Annotated in this window: 22 protein-coding genes; 12 read left to right on the top strand and 10 right to left on the bottom strand. The window is 61.4% G+C overall.

Features of this window, described 5'->3' with window-relative positions; all coding sequences use genetic code 11:
* Window positions 1-16 precede the first annotated feature (16 nt).
* From GH665_RS34510 to GH665_RS34500, 3 genes are all read right to left on the bottom strand, one after another.
* A complete protein-coding gene (locus tag GH665_RS34510; RefSeq protein ID WP_153141552.1) occupies window positions 17-1,327 on the bottom strand; it encodes an MFS transporter in 1,311 nt (436 codons plus the stop codon).
* Window positions 1,328-1,448: 121 nt separating this feature from the next.
* A complete protein-coding gene (locus GH665_RS34505; protein ID WP_153141551.1) occupies window positions 1,449-2,354 on the bottom strand; it encodes an HpcH/HpaI aldolase/citrate lyase family protein in 906 nt (301 codons plus the stop codon).
* Entirely contained in the window at window positions 2,351-3,583 is a 1,233-nt protein-coding gene (locus GH665_RS34500) for a Zn-dependent hydrolase (RefSeq protein ID WP_153141550.1), read from the bottom strand. The genes GH665_RS34505 and GH665_RS34500 overlap by 4 nt, the downstream gene beginning before the upstream one ends.
* Before the next feature lie 141 nt (window positions 3,584-3,724).
* On the opposite strand from GH665_RS34500, the gene GH665_RS34495 reads away from it, so the two are divergent.
* Complete coding sequence (locus GH665_RS34495; protein ID WP_153141549.1) at window positions 3,725-4,678, top strand: LysR family transcriptional regulator; 954 nt, start codon at window positions 3,725-3,727, stop codon at window positions 4,676-4,678.
* A 47-nt stretch (window positions 4,679-4,725) separates the two neighbouring features.
* On the opposite strand, the gene GH665_RS34490 is transcribed toward GH665_RS34495, so the two are convergent.
* The 4 genes from GH665_RS34490 to GH665_RS34475 form a co-directional block, all read right to left on the bottom strand.
* Window positions 4,726-5,652, bottom strand: a complete 927-nt coding sequence (locus tag GH665_RS34490) for a 2-hydroxyacid dehydrogenase (RefSeq protein WP_167531041.1) — start codon at window positions 5,650-5,652, stop codon at window positions 4,726-4,728.
* A 22-nt stretch (window positions 5,653-5,674) separates the two neighbouring features.
* On the bottom strand, window positions 5,675-6,478 hold the full coding sequence (locus tag GH665_RS34485; RefSeq protein ID WP_174771775.1) for a class II aldolase/adducin family protein: 804 nt from the start codon (window positions 6,476-6,478) through the stop codon (window positions 5,675-5,677).
* A 112-nt stretch (window positions 6,479-6,590) separates the two neighbouring features.
* The gene (locus tag GH665_RS34480) at window positions 6,591-7,250 is read right to left on the bottom strand and encodes an RraA family protein (RefSeq protein ID WP_153141548.1); all 660 of its coding nucleotides are present in this window, start codon (window positions 7,248-7,250) and stop codon (window positions 6,591-6,593) included.
* 33 nt (window positions 7,251-7,283) lie between these two features.
* Complete coding sequence (locus GH665_RS34475; RefSeq protein ID WP_153141547.1) at window positions 7,284-8,636, bottom strand: MFS transporter; 1,353 nt, start codon at window positions 8,634-8,636, stop codon at window positions 7,284-7,286.
* 287 nt (window positions 8,637-8,923) lie between these two features.
* Between GH665_RS34475 and GH665_RS34470 the strand changes: the two genes are divergently transcribed.
* From GH665_RS34470 to GH665_RS34440, 7 genes are all read left to right on the top strand, one after another.
* Window positions 8,924-9,262: a PadR family transcriptional regulator gene (locus GH665_RS34470; protein ID WP_153141546.1), complete on the top strand. Its 339-nt coding sequence runs from the start codon at window positions 8,924-8,926 to the stop codon at window positions 9,260-9,262.
* Window positions 9,262-10,401, top strand: coding sequence for a DUF1700 domain-containing protein (locus GH665_RS34465; RefSeq protein WP_153141545.1), 1,140 nt, complete (start codon window positions 9,262-9,264; stop codon window positions 10,399-10,401). Before GH665_RS34470 ends, GH665_RS34465 begins: the two co-directional genes overlap by 1 nt.
* Window positions 10,402-10,479: 78 nt before the next feature.
* Complete coding sequence (locus tag GH665_RS34460) at window positions 10,480-11,289, top strand: BPSS1780 family membrane protein (RefSeq protein WP_153141544.1); 810 nt, start codon at window positions 10,480-10,482, stop codon at window positions 11,287-11,289.
* 163 nt (window positions 11,290-11,452) lie between these two features.
* Window positions 11,453-12,172, top strand: coding sequence for a FadR/GntR family transcriptional regulator (locus tag GH665_RS34455; RefSeq protein ID WP_153141543.1), 720 nt, complete (start codon window positions 11,453-11,455; stop codon window positions 12,170-12,172).
* Between the two features lie 110 nt (window positions 12,173-12,282).
* Entirely contained in the window at window positions 12,283-13,050 is a 768-nt protein-coding gene (locus tag GH665_RS34450) for an SDR family oxidoreductase (protein WP_153141542.1), read from the top strand.
* Window positions 13,051-13,130: 80 nt separating this feature from the next.
* Complete coding sequence (locus GH665_RS34445; protein ID WP_153141541.1) at window positions 13,131-14,423, top strand: MFS transporter; 1,293 nt, start codon at window positions 13,131-13,133, stop codon at window positions 14,421-14,423.
* 127 nt (window positions 14,424-14,550) lie between these two features.
* Entirely contained in the window at window positions 14,551-15,798 is a 1,248-nt protein-coding gene (locus GH665_RS34440; protein WP_153141540.1) for an enolase C-terminal domain-like protein, read from the top strand.
* Window positions 15,799-16,397: 599 nt separating this feature from the next.
* On the opposite strand, the gene GH665_RS34435 is transcribed toward GH665_RS34440, so the two are convergent.
* The gene (locus tag GH665_RS34435; RefSeq protein WP_153141539.1) at window positions 16,398-16,970 is read right to left on the bottom strand and encodes a chromate transporter; all 573 of its coding nucleotides are present in this window, start codon (window positions 16,968-16,970) and stop codon (window positions 16,398-16,400) included.
* Window positions 16,971-16,972: 2 nt separating this feature from the next.
* Window positions 16,973-17,539 (bottom strand): chromate transporter, encoded by a 567-nt coding sequence (locus tag GH665_RS34430; RefSeq protein ID WP_153141538.1) that lies wholly within the window; start codon window positions 17,537-17,539, stop codon window positions 16,973-16,975.
* 457 nt (window positions 17,540-17,996) lie between these two features.
* On the opposite strand from GH665_RS34430, the gene GH665_RS34425 reads away from it, so the two are divergent.
* The 3 genes from GH665_RS34425 (at window position 17,997) to GH665_RS34415 (ending at window position 21,683) form a co-directional block, all read left to right on the top strand.
* A complete protein-coding gene (locus tag GH665_RS34425) occupies window positions 17,997-18,953 on the top strand; it encodes an amidohydrolase family protein (RefSeq protein ID WP_153141537.1) in 957 nt (318 codons plus the stop codon).
* An 11-nt stretch (window positions 18,954-18,964) separates the two neighbouring features.
* A complete protein-coding gene (locus GH665_RS34420; protein WP_153141536.1) occupies window positions 18,965-20,284 on the top strand; it encodes an MFS transporter in 1,320 nt (439 codons plus the stop codon).
* Between the two features lie 82 nt (window positions 20,285-20,366).
* Complete coding sequence (locus GH665_RS34415; protein ID WP_153141535.1) at window positions 20,367-21,683, top strand: MFS transporter; 1,317 nt, start codon at window positions 20,367-20,369, stop codon at window positions 21,681-21,683.
* Between the two features lie 52 nt (window positions 21,684-21,735).
* On the opposite strand, the gene GH665_RS34410 is transcribed toward GH665_RS34415, so the two are convergent.
* Window positions 21,736-22,662, bottom strand: a complete 927-nt coding sequence (locus GH665_RS34410; protein ID WP_153141534.1) for a LysR family transcriptional regulator — start codon at window positions 22,660-22,662, stop codon at window positions 21,736-21,738.
* A 108-nt stretch (window positions 22,663-22,770) separates the two neighbouring features.
* Between GH665_RS34410 and GH665_RS34405 the strand changes: the two genes are divergently transcribed.
* Window positions 22,771-23,946, top strand: a complete 1,176-nt coding sequence (locus GH665_RS34405) for an L-rhamnonate dehydratase (RefSeq protein ID WP_153141533.1) — start codon at window positions 22,771-22,773, stop codon at window positions 23,944-23,946.
* The last annotated feature ends 26 nt before the right edge of the window (window positions 23,947-23,972 follow it).

The raw sequence follows: 23,972 nt of genomic DNA, 5'->3' as shown, positions 1-23,972 counted from the left end.
CCCATGCCCGCCGGCGCTAATTGACAAGCATCGCAGTCGTTTCTTCCGCACGGATCCCCTTGCGATACCGTCCAAGCCCCACGATTCCAATCAGCGACACGGCCGAAAGCGCCGTGAAGAATAGCGCCAGCGGCAGCCACTCGCCCTTGTAATTCTGCGCGAGCATCGTGCCGATCAAAGGCGTCGTGCCGCCGGCAATCGTCGCGCACAGTTGATAGGCGATCGAAATGCCGGAGTACCGGACCTGCGTGGGAAATGCCGGCGTCATGAAGCCGGCGATGACGGCGTAGGTCGCGGACAGCACCACCACGGCAAGTGAGATACCTGCCACGATCGCGGCGGGGTTTTGCGTCTTGACGAGCAGGAACATCGGGTAAGGCGTGAACATGGACACCAGGGCGGCCCAGGTCAGAAAGCGGGTTTCTCCAACGCGTTGGGCCAGCAGGGCTGAAATCGGTTGCGATGCCAACTGGATGAGGGTGACGACAAACAGGCAATCGAGAATGAACGATTTCGACATGCCGAGATAACCGGTGACATACGAAATCATGAACGTGTTGGTGAAGAAGAATCCGGCGGAGCCAATCGTCGTGGCCATCGCCGCCATCACGATCGGATACCACGCGGTGCGCAGCACTTCCTTGACGGGCGACTTCAGCACCTCGCGATTCTTGCGAAGCTGCTCGAACTCGGGCGACTCCTTGACGCCGAGACGGATCGCCATGCCTATCAGCAGCAGCACGAAGCTGGCCAGAAACGGCAGGCGCCAGCCCCAGGCCACGAAGCTGTCGTGATCGAGCGAGGTGACGAGCCTGAATGACACCAGCGAAAGAATCAAACCGACCGGGCTGCCCATCTGCGGCATGGACGCGAAGAACGTCTTGCGTCCCGCAGGCGCGTGCTCGCTTGCCATCAGCACCGCGCCGCCCCATTCGCCGCCCACGGCAATTCCCTGGAGAATCCGCAGCAGCACCAGCGAAACCGGTGCCCAGATGCCGATGCTGCTATAGCCCGGCAGCAGGCCGATGCCGGTCGTGGCGATCCCCATCAGGAACATGGTCAGCAGCAGCATCTTCTTGCGGCCGAGCTTGTCGCCGAGATGACCGAAGACGGCGCCGCTCAATGGGCGCGCAATGAAGCCGACGAAGAACGTGCCGAACGAGGCCATCGTACTGAGGAAGTGATTGCTGCTCGGGAAGAACACGTCGCCGAGAACGAGCGCGGCGGCAGTCGCATAGGTGTAGTAGTCATAATATTCGACGGCCGTGCCGATAAAAGCGGCGGTGGCGGCGCGCACAGGCTGATGCGTCTGTTCAGAATGGGACATGGGGAATCCTGTTGATGGACGGCAGCGTTGGTTTGATTAGCGTTCTTATCGGTCGCCGAAATGCGCGTGCCAAATTCGGATTTTTAATCTTCACTATCAGAATGACTAATGTTGGCCGGCCCTACCCGTTGCGGCTGTCGTCGAAGGCGCGCAGCAGGGCGTCACGGGCGATCAGGCGTTGCGCGTTATTGCGCTCCGGGTAGTCGATCCATATCGACCCATCAGCGGCAGGCGGGTTCGCCTGCTGGGCGGTATGCGCGTCGATGAGCGCATGCGCCGCCCGCACGTCTTCCATGGAGGGTGTCAGCGCACGGTGAATCGCCGGCACATGTTCGGCAAACACGACGCTTTTCGAAGCGAAGCCGAGTTGCGTGGAGATGTCCAGGTCCTGCTCGAGTACCTGCGCTGAGCGGTACGTACAGGGAAGGTCGATCGGCACGCAACCGGCCGCAACGCACTCGATCAGAAAGCGGCTGCGTGCGTAAAGCAGTTCGTTGCCGCCAGGCGTGCGGCGTGCGCCGAGATTCGCCGCGAGGTCTTCGACCGCGAGCATGCAGCACTTTATGCGTGCTCCCACGAGCAGTAGCGCGCCCAGATTGACCAGACCCTGCGCGGATTCGATAACTGGAACCACCTCCGTCGAGCCCGCCGGAATGCCCAGCTTGCGCTCGATGACGGCGAGCGCATCGTCGAGCGCGGCCAGTTGGGCCGTGCTTTGCGCGTGCGGCAGAAAGATTGCCCGTGGCTTGCCGGGCATGATGCCTTCGAGATCGGCATGGCCGTCGTGTTCCAGTGTGTTGATCCGTACCGAGCCGAATGTGCCGGCGCCGGCTGCTTCGCGCAGCAGCGTGACAATGCGCTCGCGTGCTTGAGGCCGCTCTTGTGGCGAGGTCATCTCTTCCAGGTCGGCGACCACGGCGTCGGCGCCGCTGCGCAGCGCAGCGGCGTGGGCTGCCGCATTGTTGCCGGGTACGAAGAGCCATGTGCGCCGGACGCCTGGCGCACGCACCGTTTGACGGGCGTTCATGCGGCTTGTCCGGCGCGTGCCAGCATCGCGTGAAGCAGTACGTCCGTGCCCCGTCTGACGTCTTCCGGCAACGCGTCTTCGGCTTCGTTATGACTCAGGCCGTCGACACAGGGAATAAAGATCATCGCCGTCGGACAATGTTTGGCGAGATGGATCGCATCGTGCCCGGCGCCGCTGATGATGCGCTGATGCGGATAATCCAGCGCCTCCACCGCGTTGCTGACAGCCGCAATGCACTGCGGGTCGAATGGCGTGGCAGGGCTGACCCAGTGCTGTCCAATTTCGACCGTGAGGCGGCGGCGCTTCGCAATCGCGTCGAAGCGTTCGCGCAGCGCTGTTTCCATGTTGCCGATGAGTGCGTCGTCCGGGTGACGCAGGTCCACCGTGAAGGTCAGGTCGGCGGCGATGGTGTTGCGCGAGGCATTGCGTATGTGCAGTTCGCCGATGGTGGCGAGGCCCAGCGGGAAGAATTCCGCTGCGATGCGCTCCAGTTCCGCAGCCATTTCCGCGCTCGCGAACAGCGCATCGCGGCGGTACTGCATCGGCGTCGTGCCCGCGTGCGCAGCCTGCCCACGCACGTGCACGTCGAGCCAGCGAATCGCCTGGCCACCTGTCACGACGCCGATCGGTACGCCGCTTTCCTCGAGCACGGGCCCCTGTTCGATGTGCGCTTCGAAATAGGCGTCGAAGACGATGCCGGGCACGGCGCGCGTGCCGGCGTAGCCGGTGGTTTGCAATGCCTGTTCGACCGAGGTGCCGCTGGCGTCACGCGTGTTCAACGCCTGGGCGAGCGGCATGACGCCGGTGAAGGCCGCCGATCCGAGCATGGCCGGCGTGAAGCGCGCGCCTTCCTCGTTGGTCCATACGACGATCTCGATCGGCTTCTCGGTTTGAATGCCCGCATCGTTCAGCGTGCGTACGACTTCGAGCGCGGCGAGCACGCCGTAGACTCCGTCGAAGCGGCCACCTTCCGGCTGGGTGTCGAGGTGGCTTCCACTCGCGACGGGTGCCGCGTCGTTCTGTTTGCCGGCGCGCCGCGCGAAGAGATTGCCCACCTGGTCGACCGACAACGTGAGCCCGGCCTCGACGCACCATTGCGAAAAAAGCGCCCGGCCGGCCGCGTCCTGCTCAGTCAGCGCGAGGCGCCGCACACCGCCCGCGGGCGTGGCGCCGACAGCGGCCATGTTCATCAGGCTCGTCCAGAGCCGCTCACCATTGATTTTTAGCATCACATACTCCTGAAGCCGCGGCGCAATTGCCACGTCGGGTTCGTCGTGATGCCTTTATCGGTAATCAAAAATGATAAGTCTAATTTCTAATTCTAATCCTCAGTATAATTTTCGTGGATGATGTGAACAGTGAGGCTCATCGTGAGCAAAGACCGCCCGGACACTTACCTGAACGACCGCCTTGACTGGAACCTGCTGCGCACTTTTCTCGCCATTGCGAAAGAGGGCAGCGTGAGTCGCGCGGCGACGCGTTTGCATCTGACGCAGCCCGCCGTGAGCCAGGCGTTGCGCCGTCTTGAGGAGCAGTTGGGGTTGCGCCTCGTAGACCGCCACGGTCCGCGTATCGAGGTCACGCAGGCCGGTATCGAAGTGAAACAGATTGCTGAAGACGTGTACGGCACGATCTCGCGCCTGTCGCTTGCCGAGGTGGATCGCGATCACGATATCTCCGGCATGGTGCGCGTGAGTACCGTCAGCGGCATCGATTTTCCGGCTTACGACACGTTTCTTGCGGAGTTCCATCGCACGTATCCGCGCATCGAACTCGAAAGCCAGGAAATGCGCAGCGCCGACGTGGTGAACAGCCTCCAGCAAAAGTCCGCAACGCTTGGACTGACGCCGCGGCGCGCGTTACCCAAACGGCTCGACAGCCGCGTGTTTTTGCGGCAACGGTATGCGCTTTTCTGCGGGCGTCATCATCCGCTCTTTGGACGCAGCGACATTCAGGTGGCCGACCTGGCCGGCGAAAAATTCGTCTCTTTCACCGGCGACAAGGTGGGCGACCACATGTCGCCACTCACATTCTTTCGTGACGAGATGGGTTTTACGGGGCGCGTGGTCGGCTCATCGTCGAGCATGACCGAGGTGCGGCGTTTCATCTTCGCGGGCTTCGGCATTGGTTGCCTGCCGGAACACGTGGTGCGCGACGACATCGCTCAGGGCCGCTTGCAAAGGCTGCCGCCGGACGGCGGCGTGGCCGACCTCGATATCTACATGCTGTGGTCGCAGGACCGCAAGCTGAGCATGGCCGAAGCCGCGTTTATCGATGCGTTGAATGTGTTCATAGACGGCCAGACGGAAGGCGCCGAACTTTAGCGCCTCGTCTGGCAGCCGAACTCAATAACCGCGCTCGACAACCGTGCTCAATAACCGCGCGTGACGTCGACCAGGTTATGCAGCGGTTCGCCGTGGATCAGCCTGCGTGCATTGTGCGCCACCTGCGTGCCGATCGTCGCCGAGCTTGCGACCGACGCCATGTGAGGCGTTACGATCAGATTCGGCGCGCGCCATAAATGATCTTCGGGCGGTAACGGTTCGGTCGGGAACACGTCGACGATCGCACCGCCGATCTGTCCGCCCGTGAGTGCCGCGATCAGATCCGCTGGCACCAGATGCTCGCCGCGCCCAACGTGAATCAGTTTCGCACCCGGCCGCAGGTGTTCGAAGGTATTCGCGTTGAGAATCCAGCGGGTTTCGGGCGTGAGCGGCAGGAGGCACACGAGGATGTCGGTCCCCTGCAGAAATGGCTTGAATTGCTCGGGACCGGCGAAGGTCGTTACGCCGGGCAGCTCACGGGGCTTACGCGCCCAGCCGCGCACCGCGAAACCGAAACGCTGCAGGTCCGTCGCGACGCGGCTGCCGATTTCGCCCAGTCCCATGATGCCGACCGCGCATTCGGACGCATCGCGCTGGTCGTGGCGAAACCAGCGGTCGAGGCGCTGATTGGCGAGTACGCGGTCGAGTTGACGATGAAAGTGCAGCACCCCCCACGTAACGAATTCGCTCATTCCGCGTGCGTGTTGGGGATCGACGACCCGGCATAACGGTACGGCAGGCAGGGCAGGGTCCGAGAGAATGTTGTCGACGCCCGCGGCGATGCTATGCACGAGCCGTAGTTTCGGCAGCGCTGCCAGCGCACCGGCCGGTGGATTCCAGCACACGGCGATTTCCGCATCGCCGGCGGATTGCTCGCCGTGCATCACGACGTCGAGGTCAGGCGCAGCGTCCTGAATCGGCTGCACCAGATGTGACATGTCGTAGTCACGGCTCATCAGAACAAGTTTGGTCATTGCATTGAATCGGAAAGCGGGCCTAGTTGCGGTAGTCGGATTGCGGATCGTCGATCAGCCGTAATGCCGCGCGCCACGCCAGCTCCGCAATTTCCGCGGAGTCTCCGCGGGAAAACTGGCTCGCGGTCAACTCGCACACTTCTCGCGGCGGAATGCGCAGCGCGCTGCCGCCGGCCAGCGCCTGGATTTGCGCCTGACAGGCCCGTTCGAGGAAATAGATCTCATGGAAGGCTTCGGCTGCCGTGGCGCCGGCCGCCAGCAGGCCGTGATTGCGCAGAATCATCGCCTTGCAGGAGCCGAGATCGCGCACCAGACGCTCGCGTTCGCCGAGTTCGAGCGCGATGCCTTCGTAATCGTGGTAAGCGAGCTTGCCGTAGAACTTCAACGCATGCTGACTGATCGGCAGCAGCCCCTGTTCTTGCGCCGATACCGCTGTGCCGGCAGCCGTATGCGTATGGATCACGAAATGCAGGTCGTCGCGCGCCGCGTGAATGGCGGAATGAATCGTGAACCCGGCGGCGTTCACGCGAAACAGCGCGGGCTCGCTGTGCGCGCGTTCGTCGATGACCTTGCCGAGATGATCGATCTTCACGAGGTCCGACGCGCGCATCTCATGGAACAGCACGCCATAGCGGTTGATCAGAAATGCCGGTGGCTCGCCCGGCGAGCCGGGCAGGCGCGCCGTGATATGCGTGTCGATCATGTCGGTCATGCGGAAATGCGCGGCCAGCCGGTACAGCGCCGCCAGTTCCTCCCGTACCTGCTGTTCGGCGCCCAGCGGCGCCTGATTGTCGCTTATGCGATCGGATGTTGGCGTGGATTGCATTGCAGAAGTCTCCGAGAGTCTCACTTACTGTATGTAGCTGGATGTCGCTATATGTCGCGCACGTAGTGTTCTAGTGTTCGTTAGCGTGCCAGTATCCGTCAATTTCATTGTTCTAATGCTGATCATTAGCGGCGCGAATATTTGACGGCATGAAGCATTGCAGAACCGCGTGAACCGGTTCTTTGGCGTTAAGCCGGGCAAGGATCGCGGGCTCCGCGCGATCGGACGCGAGCGCGAGGTCGATCACCGCGGCGAGGGCCGGTGCCGGCGCGAACAGCACGCCGTTGTCGTCGGCCAGCACGATGTCGCCCGGGCGCACCACGATCCCGCCGCACACCACCGGTTCGTTGAACAGACTCGACGCCGTGTCGCGTTTCTTGGTCGTCAGTAACGAGGTGCCTCGCGCGAACACCGGCAGCCCCGTGCCGCGTAGTTCGATGAGATCGGTCACCACGCCGTCGACAATCACGCCGCGCGCGCCGGCGTTGAGCGCCGCGCATGCCGTGACCGCGCCGACCGGCGCATGCGTGTGGTCACCGTTCATGTCGATCACCAGCACGTCGCCGGGTTTGAGTTGCGACAGCGCGCGGTTCACGGGAATGGCGTCGGGCGACAGCAGCTTGAGCGTCACCGCGCGGCCGATCACCTTCACGTTGGGGACCATCGCGCGCAGGCGATGATCCGCGAAGCCGTTCTCCAGGAAATGCCCGAGCGTCGGGAAGCTGACGGCTTCAAGGCTGCGCAGCAAGGGTGATTCCGCGGTGGCTGGCATGAGCGAGATCTTTTCCGTTTCCATATCAGGCCTTCACGAAAGGCTCGCCGTGGCGGCACGGGCGCGCGCCGTCGATGAGATATCGCGGCGCAGCGTCTCCGTGAGCAGCAGGAGCGCGAGTACCGAGACGGCCGCCGAGCCCATCATGTACCACGCTACCGACGAACCGCGGCCGGTGGCGGACAACAGCGCGGTGGTGACAATCGGCGTAGCCGCGCTGCCGAGCAGCCCGGACAGCATATAGCTCACCGAGAGACCGGAGTAGCGCACCTCGGTACCGAACAACTCTGCGAGGAAGGTGGCGATAGGGCCGTAGTTCGCGGCAAAGGCGGTCATCATCAGCAGATAGCCGAGCAATGCAAACGAAAATTCGCGCGTATCCAGCAGCCAGAAAAGCGGAAAAGCGAGCAGGGCTTCCGCGACAATGCCGCCGATAATCACCGGCTTGCGGCCCACGATATCGGAGAGCTTGCCGAACGCCGGCAACAACACGATACAGAGCGCGCAGGCAATCAAGGCAATCGAGAGCATCGCGTTACGCGAAAAGCCCAGCGTCTGCGTGCCATAGGTAAGCCCGAAGGCAACGATCAGGTTAAACGAGGTACCCGTCGACATGGTCGCGATGCCGCCGAGCAGAACCTGCTTCCAGTAGCGCGTGAGTACTTCGGCGATCGGCAGCTTGACCTGAGCGTCCGCTTCCTTGACCTTGCGAAAAGACGGCGTCTCCGATGTATTCAGGCGGATATACAGACCGACCCCCACGAGCAACGCGCTCGCGAGAAACGGAATACGCCAGCCCCAGGAGAGCAGGGCTTCGTTCGACAGCATGGCATTGCTGACCAGAAACGCCAGATTGGCGATCAGGGTGCCGGCGGGCACACCGATCTGCACCCACGAACCATACAGTCCACGCTTGTTGGCCGGGGCGTGTTCCACCGCCATCAGCACGGCGCCGCCCCACTCGCCGCCGAGCGCGAGCCCCTGGATGACGCGCAAGGTGAGCAGCAGAATGGGCGCCCAGATTCCGATCGACGCGTAGTTCGGCAGCAGGCCAATCGAGAACGTCGCAACGCCCATGATGATCAGCGAGACCAGCAGCATGGCCTTGCGTCCGAGACGGTCGCCGAAATGCCCGAACAGCGCGGCGCCGACAATTCGCGCCAGATAGGCCGAGGCGAACGTGCCGAACGCCAGCAAGGTGCCGACGAGAGGCACAAAGCCGGGAAAGAACACCTTGTTGAAGACGAGTGCCGAGGCGGTGGCGAAAACGAACAGGTCATACCACTCGACGGTCGTGCCGATCACACTCGCTACGGCGATCCTGTTCATGTTGGCAGGGGCGCTGTCCGAAGGCGGTGGTGGCTCCGCGGGGCGATAGGACGTCATGGGTTTCTCCTTGGGGCATGGCGGTTGCAGTGGATGAACGCAGCCATTGCGCGCATGGCCTGGTGCCTTTATCGGAAGCCAAAAACAATAAGTAAAAGTCTGTTTTCTAATCCTTTGTATTAATGCCGCGAATGATCGCAGGGTGGTCTCGTCCTGTGCATAGAACGGTACCTTGCATTAAACAATACTGGGTGCTAGAGTTCGTTCATCATTTGGCGGACAGGTGCGTTCAGCACCAGTGCATAGCAAGGTACTGTGCTATGCACACTAATATGTAATGGAACTGAATGAAAACGCAGCTCAAGAAGGGAACCCTCGACATGTGCGTGTTGGCTGTCCTCGCCGGCGGCGACAGCTACGCCTACGAGCTCGTCTCGACGCTCTCGGAAACCATGGAAATCAGCGAGGGCACGATCTACCCGCTGATGCGCCGCTTGCAAGCCGAGGCATGGGTGTCGACGTATTTCGTGGAGTCCAGTTCGGGGCCGCCGCGCAAGTATTACTCGCTGACAGCGGCGGGCCGCAACAGTCTGGCGGAGATGCGAAGCGAATGGCGCAGTTTTGTCGATGAAGTCAATGGCGTGCTGGCCTTGTCCGGTACGTCCTCAGGAACAGGGGAAAAGTGATGACGCAGGACGCATTCATCCAGCAATTGCGCCACGAACTGCGGAGTCTGCCGAAGCAGGTGGTCGACGAAATCGTCGCCGACTATCGCGAGTACTTCGGCGACGCGCTCGCAGCGGGCCGCAGTGAGGCGGAAGTGGTTGCGGCGCTTGGCGACCCGGTCAAGCTCGCCCGCGAACTGAGGGCGCAGGCTACTTTCCGCCAATGGGAAACGCGGCGCTCGTTCGGCAATCTGTTGCAGGTGATCGTCTCGATCGCGGGGCTCGGCTTGTTGCAATTGCTGCTGCTGATCCCGTTCATGGTCTATCTGCTGATGCTGACGATCGGCTATGTGGTTTCGAGTGGGCTGACCGTTGCCGGGCTCGTGACGGTGATCGCGCTCGGGAGTCACCACGTGTTCGGGTGGCCGCCGTTTCATTCGGTGCCGTTCAGCTTCGAGAGCAGCGACGTGAGAACGGATCAGCCGGCGAGCGGCAACGCAAACAGCGGCGGGGCGAAAGACGATGGCGGCGCGCGCCTCGCCATCGCCAACATGAAAGCATTTCAGGTGGACGGTGACCATTTTGTGCTGCGGCCCGATGCAGCCAGGCGGATTTCCATCGTGACGCTTGCCGGTCCGATCGACATCAGGAATGACGACGGCAAACTCAAAATCGATTCTGTCGGCGGCGCGCGCGATCTGTTCAAAGTCGGCCCGGACGGTACGTGGTCCATTGCTTCCGCCGACATCATTGCGCTCGATCTGAGAGATGACGAAGGGGATAAAGTTTCGGTCGCCCGCATCGGAGCCGGTGCGAAGTCGATGGCGTGGGATATCAGGAACCATGGCGACCATGTGTCCTTCGTGCAGGGCGCGGACGGCAGCGGTAAGAGTCTGGTGGTCCGCAGCGGCTCGGAATCGGTGGTGATCGATCGCGACCACCTTGCGATCCGGGGCGGTTCGGACGGCGCCGTGATTGTCGGCTCGCATGGCTCGGGCATCGGCGCGATGATCTACGGATTCGCGATGCTGGTGGCGGGCATCGTTGGCTTGTGGCTGTGCTTGTGGTTGACGCGCATGACATGGCGCGGTCTCGTCCACTACGTTCAGCGGCAACTCCATCTGATCACGGCAAGACTCGACGAAGGGCACGCCGCCTGAATCATGGCGCGGATTGGCTGACGTCTCTATTCCCATTCGATACCACGTTCGATGCACTTTCGTGAAAAGGAAGCGGTCATGAACATGCGCTATTCAGGCAGTACGGCAATTCCGGCACACCCGCGACATGCGTCCGGGCTGACCTGTCCAGACAGCCACGCGGTCAGTGTCCGGAGTGCGGCCGGCTGGCTTGCGGAAGGATTCCGTATCGCTCGCACAAATCCGGTGCTGTGGCTCGCGGCGGTTCTCGCGTGCGCCGATTTCGCAACGCTGTTCGACCTGGTGCCGCCGTTGCGCGTGCTCGCCGCGCTCGTCGCATCGATTCTCGCCGCAGCGCTGGTGCTGATGCAGGAACGATCGAGCAATGCGCGCCCGTGGGCGATTCGCGAGACGCTCGAAGCCGTCAACGTGCATCGCAATGCGTTGATCGCGATCGGGGTATGCGGCGCGGCCGCTGCGTGTGCGGGCCAACTGATTTCGTTCGCGGTGTTCCACGTATCCATGAAGGCATCCGTTACGACCAACGGCATGCATGATTTGACGATTGTCTACGGCGCGAGCAACGGTGCGGCTAATGCGCTGGAGCCGCTACTCAATTTTCTCGGCTACGCGCTTGCGGTTTCGCTTGTCTGGTTTGCGCCGACGCTGGTTGTGCTGAACAACCTTTCGCCACTGGGCGCGATGGCGGCAAGTTTGCGTGCTGTCATGCGCAACTGGCGGATTGCGTCGCTATACGGAATCGTGATCGCGGCGGTGCTCGCGGGTACCGCCTTGCTGGCCAACCCGGCGGAGATGCTCGTGCGTGCCCTGGTGGCGATGCCGCTGATCAGTGCGTTGATCGTTCTGTCGAGGTACGGCGCGTATCGCGGCATATTCGAGCAAACCTGAGAGAGAGGGTTTTGCGCGGCAGTGAAAAAGATAGTGGCCCGTTCGATCGCCGAGACCCACATCGCACGGGTCGGAAGGCCGACACTCCGGGTCAACCCGAATTGCCACGTGGCGTTTCCATCTCTATCTTTCTACATCATACGTATGACTTAGAGAGCAAATCGTGGCAACGTTGCACAGGCAGGTCCTGAATCAGATGGGTGAACAGATTTGCTCCGGCAAATTCCTGCCCGGCGACATTCTTCCTGCCGAGCCGGTGCTGGCCGAGCAGATGCAGGTGAGCCGCATCACTATCCGCGAGACGATGAAGTCGCTCTCGGCGAAGGGCATGCTGCAGGTGCGCCGCCGCTACGGCACGGTTGTGCTGCCGCGCGCGCAGTGGCAGTTGTTCGACCCGGACGTGATCATGTGGCGCGCGCGGGCGGGCGCTGCCGAGCCTGGTCTTATCGAAGATCTGATGGAGTTGCGTCTGATCATCGAGCCGAACGCCGCGAGGCTTGCCGCAAAACGCGCGACCGACGAAGACCGCATAGCAGTCCGGCGCGCGTTCAAGGCCATGGAACGTGCGGTCGCCGGCCATGGCGAGTACGTGCCCGCCGACCTCGCGTTTCACGGCGCGATCCTTGCCGCGTGCCACAATCAGTTCGTTCAGCAGATGCAGAACGCGCTGTCGGCGATCCTGCGCACCAGTTTCGAACTCAGCTCCGAAATCGCCGGCGGCCCGGCCCGTTCGCTGCCGATGCACGAGGCACTGTGCGTGGCGATCGAACAGGGCGACCCCGAGGCGGCGGAGCAGGCGGTGCTTACACTCATCAAGCGCGCCGAGCAGGATTTCGAAGACCGCGCCGCACTGAACCGGACCGCAAACGAGCAGGCCTTGTAGCGACTACGTAGCGACTATGTAGCGATCAACGTAACCCATTTCATCGCGACCGCCGTCGGGATCGCGAGGGGCGCACTCGCGCCTCGTTTCTGAACATCGAGAGGACACACATGACACAGCTATTCGATCTGAGCGGCCGCACGGCGCTCGTTACCGGCTCGGCGCGCGGCATCGGCTTCGCGCTGGCCGAGGGGCTGGCCGCAGCCGGTGCGAACGTCATTCTGAATGGCACGCGCGCCGATACGGTTGCGCAGGCGGCCACCCGTCTGAGCGACAAGGGTTTCAATGCGCAAGGCCGCGCGTTCGACGTGACGGACGAACAGGCGGTTGCCGAGGCATTCGCGCAGTGGGATAAGGACGGCGTGCAGATCGATATCGTAATCAACAACGCCGGTATCCAGTTTCGCAAGCCGCTTGTCGAACTGGAGTTGAGCGACTGGCAGCGCGTGATCGACACCAATCTGACGAGCGCCTTTATCGTTGCCAAGCAGGCCGCACGCCGCATGATTGCGCGCGGCGCGGGCGGCAAGATCATCAATATCGGCTCACTCACGAGCGAGGCCGGACGCGCGACAGTCGGCGCCTATACGGCGGCGAAGGGCGGCATCAAGATGCTGACCCGTGCCATGAGCGCCGAGTGGGCGGCCTCGAACATTCAGGCGAACGCGATCGGGCCGGGCTACATCCTGACCGACATGAACAAGCCGCTGATCGAGAATGCCGCTTTCGACGCATGGGTCAAGAGCAGCAATCCTTCGCAACGCTGGGGCAAGCCGGAAGAGCTCGTCGGCACGGCGGTGTATCTGGCTTCGGCGGCGTCGAGCTATGTGAACGGGCAGATCATTTACGTCGACGGTGGCTGGCTGGCCGTTCTTTAGATACCGATTCGCGCAAGTAGAGAAAATCGGATCGTCATTCGAACTGGATTGTTCGTACACCGTATCGATGCGGAGACATCATGGAAAGCGTCAAACCCGTAGCAACTCAAAGATGGTGGTATCTCATGCCCATCATCTTCATCACGTATAGCCTCGCCTACCTCGATCGGGCGAACTATGGTTTTGCCGCTGCCGCGGGAATTGACCGCGATCTTGGGATCTCGCACGGCACCTCGTCGCTGATCGGTTCGCTGTTCTTTCTCGGTTACTGTCTGTTTCAGGTGCCCGGCGCGATTTACGCACAACGCAATAGCGTCAAGAAGCTGATCTTCTTCAGTCTGATTCTGTGGGGCTTGTGCGCGGCGGCAACCGGCATGGTCAGCAATATTCCGATGCTGATGGTGTTGCGCTTCGTGCTTGGCGTGGTGGAGGCCGCGGTGATGCCCTCGATGCTGATGTATATCAGCCGCTGGTTCACACGCAGCGAACGCTCGCGTGCCAACACTTTTCTGATTCTCGGTAACCCGGTCACGGTGCTGTGGATGTCGGTGGTGTCCGGTTATCTGGTGCGTAGCTTCGGCTGGCGCGAGATGTTCATTCTCGAAGGCCTGCCCGCGCTTGCGTGGGCGGTGGTCTGGTGGTTCACCGTGAAGGATCGCCCGGCCGACGCCCCCTGGATGAGCGCCGCTGAAAAGACCGAACTCGAAGCGCGTCTGACGGCCGAGCAGGCCCACATTGCGCCGGTACGCAATTACAAGGCTGCGTTCCGTTCGTCGATCGTGATCAAGTTCTGCTCGATTCACGCGTTATGGAGCATCGGTTTGTACGGCTTCATCATGTGGCTGCCGTCGATCCTCAAAGCCGCCTCGACAATCGACATCGTGTCGGTGGGCTGGCTCGCCGCCGTCCCGTATCTCGCTGCGATCATCCTGATGCTGCTCGCGTCGTGGCTCTCGGACAAGACCCGCAATCGCAAGCTGTTCGTCTGGCCGCTGCTGCTCGTCGGGACCATTGCGTTTGTCGCGTCCTATCTGATCGGCGGCTCGCATTTCTGGATCTCGTTCGCGCTGCTGGTGGTCGCAGGGGCAACGATGTACGCGCCGTATGGCCCGTTCTTCGCACTCGTGCCGGAACTGATTCCGAGCAACGTGCTGGGTGGCGCGATCGGCCTCATCAACGCGTGCGGCGCCTTGGGTGCGTTCGCGGGATCGTGGGTGGTGGGCTATCTGAACGGCGCGACCGGTAGCCCGGCGGCTTCGTACATTTTCATGGCGGCCGGTTTGCTGCTCTCGGTGATCCTGATGATGACCGTGCCCGCGAACGCGGACGAGAGCGCAAAGCGTGACGCTTCGCTGGCGCTACGCCGTACGTGATGCAAGGGGGAACGGCGCGTACCGATCCGATTTTCCCCACGTTGGACATTACGTTTGGACGTCACGTTTTGACGAAGACGCACGCAATCCGGCTTCGTTCGATTGATTCGATTTTGGCAGATGGACCATGGCAACCCTGATTACCGATGTAAAAGTCATCCTGACCGCGCCGGAAGGCATCAACCTGATTGTCGTGAAGATCGAGACCAATCAGCCCGGCTTGTACGGCCTCGGATGCGCGACGTTCGCCTACCGGCACGTGGCGGTGAAATGCCTGATCGAGGAATATCTGCGGCCGTTGCTGATCGGCCGTGACGCCGAGGCGATCGAGGAACTATGGCAATTGATGCATCAGAACGCCTACTGGCGCAATGGTCCGATCGAGAACAACGCGATCTCCGGTGTGGATATGGCGCTGTGGGACATCAAGGGCAAGATGGCGAACATGCCGCTCTATCAACTCTTCGGCGGTAAGTGCCGCGCAGGTGTGCCGATTTATCGCCATGCGGACGGGCGCGACCTGAACGAGTTATGCGAGAACATCCAGAAGTATCGCGAGCAGGGCATCACGCATATTCGTTGCCAGAGCGGCGGCTATGGCGGAGGCGGTTTCGGCAAGGCGCCCGCGAGCGCGCCGGAAGGCGCCGCGGATGGCGTCTATCTCGACAGCAGAAAATACATGCGGGAGACACTCAAGCTGTTCGACGGCATCCGTAGCAAGATCGGTTTCGACGTCGCGCTATGCCATGACGTGCATGAACGGCTGAAGCCGGTGGAGGCGATCCGCTTTGCGTGCGAACTGGAACCGTACGAACTGTTCTTTCTCGAAGACGCAATTGCGCTCGAGGAAGGCGAATGGATGCGTCAGCTACGCGCCAAAACCACCACGCCGTTGGCGCAAGGCGAACTGTTCAACAACCCATACGAATGGCGATTTCTGATCACTGAGCGCCTGATCGATTTCATCCGCGTGCATCTCAGCCAGATCGGCGGCATCACGGCAGGACGCAAGCTGCAGATATTTGCCGAGCAGTTTGGGGTGAGGACCGCATGGCACGGCCCGGGCGATATGTCGCCATTGGCGCACGCGGCGAACATTCATATCGATCTTGCGGCGCGCAATTTCGGCGTGCAGGAATGGTCGGGCACCGAGCCGCCGAATTTCGTGATCCAGGAACTCAAGGGGCCACATGAGGCCTTGCTGGATGTTTTCCCAGGCTTGCCCGAGTTCAGGAACGGGCACGTTTATGCTAACGACAAACCGGGTCTCGGCGTCGACCTCGATGAAACCGAGGCCGCGAAATATCCGTGCGAAAACACGGTGACGACGTGGACGCAAACGCGCCTGAAAGATGGCACGCTGCAGACGCCGTGATGGAACGGGGGGAGTTCCGGCGTCGGAAACGGGTACAACTTACCCGTGTCCGACAAACCGCAGGCATTCAGTGAAACATGAACGCCTGACGCACCGTGTCCTCAGTCATTACAGCGAGGGTCCCATCGAGGCTCGCGAGTTGCCTCGCTCCTGGGCAAATACTCCCCTGTTTCCGCAAATCGGTACGGAGAATACCCTGCCTGGAACCACCTCATCGTCGACTGACTGTGAAGCGATTCCAGTTCGTCACGCGTATGGTGCCAATGCGGCGGGATCAAGGCAAAGAACAGGTCATTGCCGACTCGCCTGGTACGAAGTGGCAGCGCCGCCGCCATATGCTTCAGCGTTCCACGCGGTGCTGCCAGATCTACATCGGGATGCGTAAGCAGAAAGCGCAATCCTTGTACTGCCTGGCCAAGATTGAGCGCGGAATGCTTAAGATATTCCTCTAAAAACAAGCGCATTTGATACCTCGAAATGATCAATTGGATGGTTCGATTTCAAATGGTCATTTCGGCGCATGGGTATTCTCCCGGGTGGACAGCACGGCTGCTCACGTGCAGCCGGTGAAGCGCATGATACCAAACGTAAAACAGCGCCTAGCCCGCGATATGTACCTGGAGCATGGCTGGCAGGCTCGCACTGAGTTCGGACACGCCGAGCAGCAGCAAGGCCCCGCAAAGTAATAGAAGCAGCGGGTTGATTCGGGTGCTGAGCAGCGTTACGACTGAGACAATCGCAATCGCTTTGGCCGGAAGGCCGCCGTCGAGCGACTTCAGTAGAACCCATCCGGCGGCGAGAATCATGCCGGAGGCGACGGGGCGCAACCCACGCTCGAGCGCCAGTTGCCAGGCCGCGCCCTGATAGCGTGCCCAGATGTGGGTTACCCCGTAGATCAGGAAGCCGGTCGGCGCGAGCAAGGCCAGCGTGGCCACCACGGCGCCCCAGAACCCGGCGATCTGCCAGCCGATCAACGTGGCCAGCAGCGAGCCCGGGCCTGGCGCCATGCGCGAAATCGCGAAGTCGACACCGAACTGCGCATGTGTCATCCATCCGTGCACGTCGACAACTTGCCGTTGAATATCGGCGATGATGGCCTGCCCGCCGCCGATCGTTACCAACGACAAGGGCGCAAAAACTGCGGCAAGCTGTAGAAGAACGCGATTCGACATGGCTATGCTTTGCGTAGTTTGATGTATTCGACCAGCACGCTCAGACCGCCTGCGCCTATCACGACCCATACCAGCGGCAGGCGCAATATGCCGACCGCGACGAAGGTGCCCGCGAGAAAGAGCAGAGGGAGGAGTTTGCGTGGCACCCGCAGCGCGGTCGTCACGCCCATCGACAACGACAGGCCAGTGGCCGCCGCGGCCGCACCTGCGAGCAGGATGTGAGCGAGCGGGAAGTGCAGCAGATGCTCGAAAACCGTGCCGAGAACAATAATCAGAATGGCGGGCGGAACGATGATGCCGGTGACGGCCAGCAACGCGCCGCGCCAGCCGAGCAGACGGTGGCCGATCCAGATTGCCATATTCTTGACGTTGATGCCAGGCAGCGCCTGCGAGATGGCCAGGCCGTTCAGAAAGTCTTCTTCGCTGATCCAGTCGCGATCCTGGACGAATTCGCGCAGCAGCCAGCCGCTCAGCCCGCCACCGAAACTGGTGAGCCCGATACGGCTGAATATAAGGAAAAGCCCGGTGAGGGTGGGCGGTCGACTCGTGTTAGCAATTTGTTGGGACATCGAATCTTCCAGTCAGATTGACGGTTGACGGGCGAAATGGATGTTTTGCCAAGGCATGCCCGTTGCCGTACGCGCTGAAAAATTATATCAACGGCCAGTCTCTTTCTGGACGGCATCTTGAGGGCGAATCAATCCAGGTCTCGCAGTGGCCGAGAGTCCGCAGGCAATCCCGCAACCACCGGAGCGATCAATCAGGCGCGCTTGCAGCGATAACCTGAGGTGATCGCTGTATCGAAACAATTCATTAGTCAGATATCGCCTCCGTTCAGATAATGGGCCCACAAACATAACGCCGTATTCAAGCCATCCCGGCCGGCGGACGGAGACATTCATCATGCCATTCATCTACCGCGCAGAAGGCGGCAGCCTCGCCCCTCGCGCTTCGTACAGCGTTTGCGCCGGGTTGCCGATGATCGTGCGGGCCGATTGGCTGTCGGATTGAATGGCGAGGGCGTGCATGAACTCGCGAGACACGGAGCGTGTCGATTCTCTCTACATCGTCGATGCCCATCATCATCTTTGGGATTTGCAGAGCGGTCACTATCCGTGGTTGCAGGATGAATACCTCGGTGCGGGTTTTTTCCTTGGTGAGTATGACAAGCTCCGGCAGAACTACTTTGACGACGCTTACCGCAGGGATACGGCGCACTACCGGGTAGTGGCGACCGTTCACATCGAGGCCGAACGCTCGCGCACGCAGCAAGTCGATGAAACACGCTGGCTCCACGACCTGGGCGCGCGCACCGGCTTGCCATCGGTGATCGTGCCGCATGTCTGCTTCACGCAACCGGACCTCGACGCCGTGCTTGCGGCTCACGTGCGATTCCCCGCGGTTCGTGGGATCCGCTCCAAACCGGTCACCGCTGCGGACCCGCACAGCGAGGTGGCCGGCCAGCCCGGTACGCTGCAAGACCCTGCGTGGCTCGACGGGCTCGCACACCTCGAAGGCTACGGGTTGTCGTGGGATTTGCGTGTGCCCTTCTGGCATTTGTGCGAAGCGGCGGAGGTCGCGAAGCTGTTTCCCGGTCTTGCCATCGTGCTCAACCACACCGGCTTGCCGCTCGATCGTTCGGAAGAAGGCCTGTCGATCTGGCGCAAGGGCCTGGCCGCTCTCGCGGACGCGCCGAATGTCTTCATCAAACTCTCCGAGCTCGGGCTGCGTGGCGGGCAGTGGGACCCAATCAGCAATCGCCGCGTGTTGCGCGACGCGGTGTCGATCTTTGGCGCAAAGCGGGCGATCTTCGCGAGCAATCTGCCGGTGTCGGGATTGAGCGCGAGCTTCGAACAGATTGTCGACGGCGTACTCGATGCGGTCGCGGATCTGGGTGACGAGGCCGTTCAGGACATCTTCGCCAACAACGCCCGCCGGTTTTATCGCATGAATGACACGTTCCCGAAGCACGAGCAACTTTGAGGCGCACCGATATGAATACCACGCAGAGTCTCTCCGCACCCGCCGCGGTACTCGGAGCGGCGACCGAAGCAGAAAACCGGCTGTTCCGGAAAGTAGCGCTGCATATCCTGCCGGTTCTCATGCTCGGCTATCTGGCGGCATCGGTCGACCGGGTCAATATCGGTTTCGCCAAGCTGCATATGGCAGCGGATCTCAACTTCAGCGATGCGGTATACGGCTTCGGCGCCGGGATATTCTTTCTCGGATACTTCATTTTCGAGGTGCCGAGTAATGTCATTCTTCATCGCGTCGGGGCCCGAATGTGGATCGCCCGCATCATGGCGACCTGGGGCATTGTCTCGGCGTTGACGATGTTCGTCAGCACGCCACTGCAGTTTTACGCCGTGCGCTTTCTGTTGGGCGTGGCCGAGGCCGGCTTCATTCCTGGCGTGATCTACTATCTGAGCAACTGGTTTCCCGCTCAAAGACGCGGCCGCGTGATGGGCGTGTTCTATATTGCGCTCGCTCTTTCGGGTTTTATCGGCGGTCCCGTGTCGGGCCTGATTCTGCAAACGCTTTCGGGTGCCGGTGGCATGGCGGGCTGGAAATGGCTGTTCCTGATCGAGGCGCTGCCGACTCTCGTGATCGCCGTGCTGGTGTACGCGACGCTCGACAAGGACATTGCCTCTGCCCGTTGGCTGGACGATAGCGAGCGCGCCACGCTGCAAGGCATGATCGACGCGGAGAGCCGGAGTAAAACGCATCTTTCGTTGCGCTCGATGATGTTCAATCGCCATGTGCAGATCATGAGCGTGATTTTCTTCTGCGGCATCTTCGCGATGTACGGACTCGGTTTCTGGATGCCCACTCTGATCAAGAACATGGGCGTCAAAAGCGATCTGTCGATCGGCCTGATGTCGGCCGTGCCCAGCCTGTTTGCAATCGCCAGCATGGTGGGGTTTGGCCGCAGCGCCGACCGGATGCGAGAGCGACGCTGGCACCTGGCGACCCTGTATTTGCTGGGCGCCGTGGGCCTCGCCCTTTCCGTGCTCTGGGAACATGATCCTTTGCTCGGTATTGTCGCGCTGTGCATCGCCAATATGGGCATTCTCGCCATTCCGCCGCTGTTCTGGAGCCTGCCGACCGCCATCCTCGGCGGCGCTGCCGCTGCGGCGGGCATTGCCTGGATCAATTCGTTCGCGAATCTGGCGGGCTTTCTCGGGCCGTATGTCGTGGGCTACGTGAAGCAGTCGACAGGAACGACGGAAGCCGCTGTGTGGTTGCTGGCCATCGTATTGATTGCCGGTGCGGCCTTGATTCTGACGTTGCCGCGGCGCATGGTGAACCGTTAGCCGCCGGCACCTGATAAGCGAAACCGCAAACTTGCCCATACCCACAGTGACAGGGTGAATAGAGGCAAAAATGGAGGAGACAATGTTCCATCGACCGAAAGTCAGCCGGGCGATTCTCGCGATCATGTGCGCGATGTCGTTCATCATGTATCTCGACCGCGTCAACCTGTCGGCGGCTGCGGGTCTGATCCGCGATGACCTGCATCTCACCAATACCGACGTCGGCCTCGTATTCGCCGCGTTTGCCTACACGTACGCCATTTGCCAGGTGATCGGCGGCTGGGTCAGCGACCGCTTCGGCGCGAAATTTACATTGATCACCTGTGCGAGCATCTGGATCGTCGCCACAGTTGCGACCGGTCTCGCGGGCGGTATCGTGTCGCTGTTCTGCGCGCGAATGCTGCTCGGTATCGGCGAGGGTGCGGCTTTGCCGGCGCAGGCGCGGGCGCTCACCAACTGGTTTCCGTCCAGCAAGCGCGGCTTCGTGCAAGGACTCACGCATTCTTTCTCGCGCCTCGGCAATGCCATCACGCCGCCGTTTGTCGCCTTGCTCGTGGCGTTCTCGTCGTGGCGCGCTTCGTTCCTCGTGGTCGGCGCATTGACGGCGGTGTGGGTCGTGGTCTACGCATGGTATTTCGCCGACAACCCACGCAAGCATCGTCACATGACGGCGCAAGAAGAGGCCGAACTGCCGCCGGCCGGCAAGGTGGTCGTCGAGAAGACGCGCGAGCCGACGCCGTGGCGGCGGTTGCTCAAGCGTATCGGGCCGACCATGCTGGTGTACTTCTGCTATGGCTGGACGGGCTGGCTGTTCTTTACGTGGTTGCCGACTTTCTTCATGCATGGCCGGGGTCTCGATCTGAAAAGCTCGGCGCTGTTTTCGGCCGGCGTGTTTCTGTCCGGCGTGGTCGGTAATACAGCGGGCGGCGTGATCAGCGATCGCGTGCTCAAGCGGACCCATAACGTGGTTGCCGCGCGGCGTAACGTGATCATCTGCGCGTTTCTCGGCGCGCTCGTGTTCCTCGCACCGGTGATGGTCGTGAAGTCGTTGCCGGTCATGGCGGCCTGCATGAGTCTTTCGTTCTTCTTCCTCGAAATGACGATTGGACCCATCTGGGCGGTGCCGATGGACATCACGCCGAAGCACGTGGGCGTGGCGAGCGGGCTCGTGAACGCGGGATCCGCGGTGGCGGGAATTTTTACGCCGATCGTATTCGGTCTCGTCGTGGATCGTACCGGGAGCTGGACGCTGCCGTTTGCCGGTTCGCTGGCGCTGCTCGCGCTCGGCATTGTCGCGACGTTCTTCATGCGGCCGGATATCCCGCTCGACGCGGCGATCTCGCCTGCCGATGCGGCAAACACCAACGATCTGAAGCTCGCCGAACGGCCGGGCCGCTAAGGCACACTATCGCCGCAAGCCGCCGAAACACGGCAGGCAGCCGCTGCATGGCTCACGCTGCCGCGCGGATCGAGTCGATGACGAGTTGCGTGGCCGGCGTAATGCGGCGATTCTTTCGCAGGATCAACCCGTACGGCGCAAGCCGTCCACGCAGCGGCGTGGACACCGCCGCGATGGCGTTGAGCGCGACGTAATATTGCGCCACCGAATTGGGCAGCACGGCGAGCATGTCCGAGTCGCGCAGCAGCGACAACGTAGTCAGAATCGACGACGTTTCAACCGTGCTGACCGGCGCCGCCACACGCGATTCGCGAAAGGTCTGGTCGATCACTTGCCGCATCGGACTCGGATGCGGCTGGACAATCCACGGGTAACGCGCGAGATCCGCAAGCTTTGGCCGAACCGTTGCGTGCGCAACCGGATGGTCCGGTCGCACGACGATCGACAAGGCTTCTTCCGACAAGGTCTCGAAGCTCAGGTCGAGCGCCGGAAAGCCGTCCGGAATCCGCCCGATCACGATATCCAGCTGATCCTGCTGCAGGGCCTGCACGAGCACGTCGCTGGTGTCGATCGTTACTGTCATTTGCAGGCGTGGATGCGCCTCTTTCAAAGTCACGATGGTATGCGTCAGCAGCTCGGGCGACGGCGCCATCACCGCGCCGATGCGTACCTTGCCGATGTCGCCGGCTTCGATGGCGGCCAGCTCCTCGCGCAATTCGTCGAGATCCTCGAACACCACCCGGGCGTAGCGCATGACGGCCTCGCCAAAAATCGTCGGCTCCATGCCGCGCGCGTGCCGCACGAACAGCGAAACACCGATCGTGTCCTCCAGTTCCTGCAGTGCTTTGGTGGCGGCGGGCTGGGTCATGGCCAGGTCGTCGGCGGCGCGCCGCAACGACTCGGTCTCCGAGAGCGCCACCATCAGTTGCAGGTGGCGCAGACGCAGACGTTTGCGAATGGTGGAAGCGGGCGCGATCATGTGAGCGATAACTCCAGGGAATCAGCCGATTCGATTTATTCAGTGGTCAGTTATTGCATAGTTTCGCACACTAGAGGCTATCGAACGACACTGGAGACACGTCAAATCATGAAGATCAAGCACATCCGCACGCGCGTTTTTGAATGGAAAGGCAAGGTCGTGCCACCGCAGGCGCATTTCTGCACGAACGCGGTGGATATTCTTTACGAGCGTGGCGACGCGATGGGCTCGTTCCGTTTCCACGGCTGGCTGGTGGTGGAAATCGAATGCGACGACGGCACGGTCGGTATCGGCAACTGCGCGCTCGCGCCGCGTGTCGCCAAGCAGATCATCGACGACTATCTCGCGCCGATCGCGATCGGTGAAGATCCGTTCGACAACGAATACATCTGGCAGAAAATGTATCGCCGCACGCTCGCGTGGGGCCGCAAGGGTATCGGCATGGCGGCGATCTCCGCGGTGGACATCGCGCTGTGGGACATCATGGGCAAGGCCGTGAAGAAGCCGGTGTTCAAGCTGCTGGGCGGCCGGACGAAAGAGAAAATCTGGTGTTACGCCTCGAAGCTTTACAACAACGACGATCGCGACGCGTTCCTCGGCGAGGCCCAGGGTTACCTGGACGAAGGTTTCACGGCGATGAAAATGCGCTTCGGCTATGGTCCCAAAGACGGCCCGAAAGGCATGGCGAAAAATATCGAGCAGGTGCGCCTGTTGCGTGAACTGGTCGGCGACGAGGTCGATATCATGCTCGAATGTTATATGGGCTGGACCCTCGAGTACGCGCGGCGAATGCTGCCGCGTCTGGCCGAATTCAATCCGCGCTGGATCGAGGAACCTGTAATCGGCGATGACGTCGAGGGTTATCAGGAACTGAAGAAGATGAACCTCATGCCGGTATCGGGCGGTGAGCACGAATTCACGAGCTACGGGTTCAAGGATCTGCTCGAACGTCGTGCGCTCGATGTCATTCAGTACGACACGAACCGCGTCGGCGGCATAACGGCGGCCCGCAAGATCAACGCGATGGCCGAGGCGTGGTCGGTACCGGTGATTCCGCATGCGGGGCAGATGCACAACTATCATCTGACCATGTCGAGCACCGCGAGCCCGATGTCCGAATTCTTTCCGGTGTTCGACGTCGAAGTCGGCAACGAACTGTTCTACTACATCTTCGAAGGCGAGCCGCGCCCCGAGAACGGTTTCCTGCAACTCTCCGACGAGACGCCAGGCCTCGGCATCACGCTGAGCGACAAGCATCTCGACGACTTCAATATCATCGAATAGAACGTCCCGCCATCGAAGCGGGCGCC

Source organism: Paraburkholderia agricolaris (genome assembly GCF_009455635.1).
In the GTDB taxonomy this organism is placed as follows: Bacteria; Pseudomonadota; Gammaproteobacteria; order Burkholderiales; family Burkholderiaceae; genus Paraburkholderia; species Paraburkholderia agricolaris.
The sequence above is the reverse complement of the archived record's forward strand: the minus strand, read 5'-3'. Positions and strand labels throughout refer to the sequence as shown.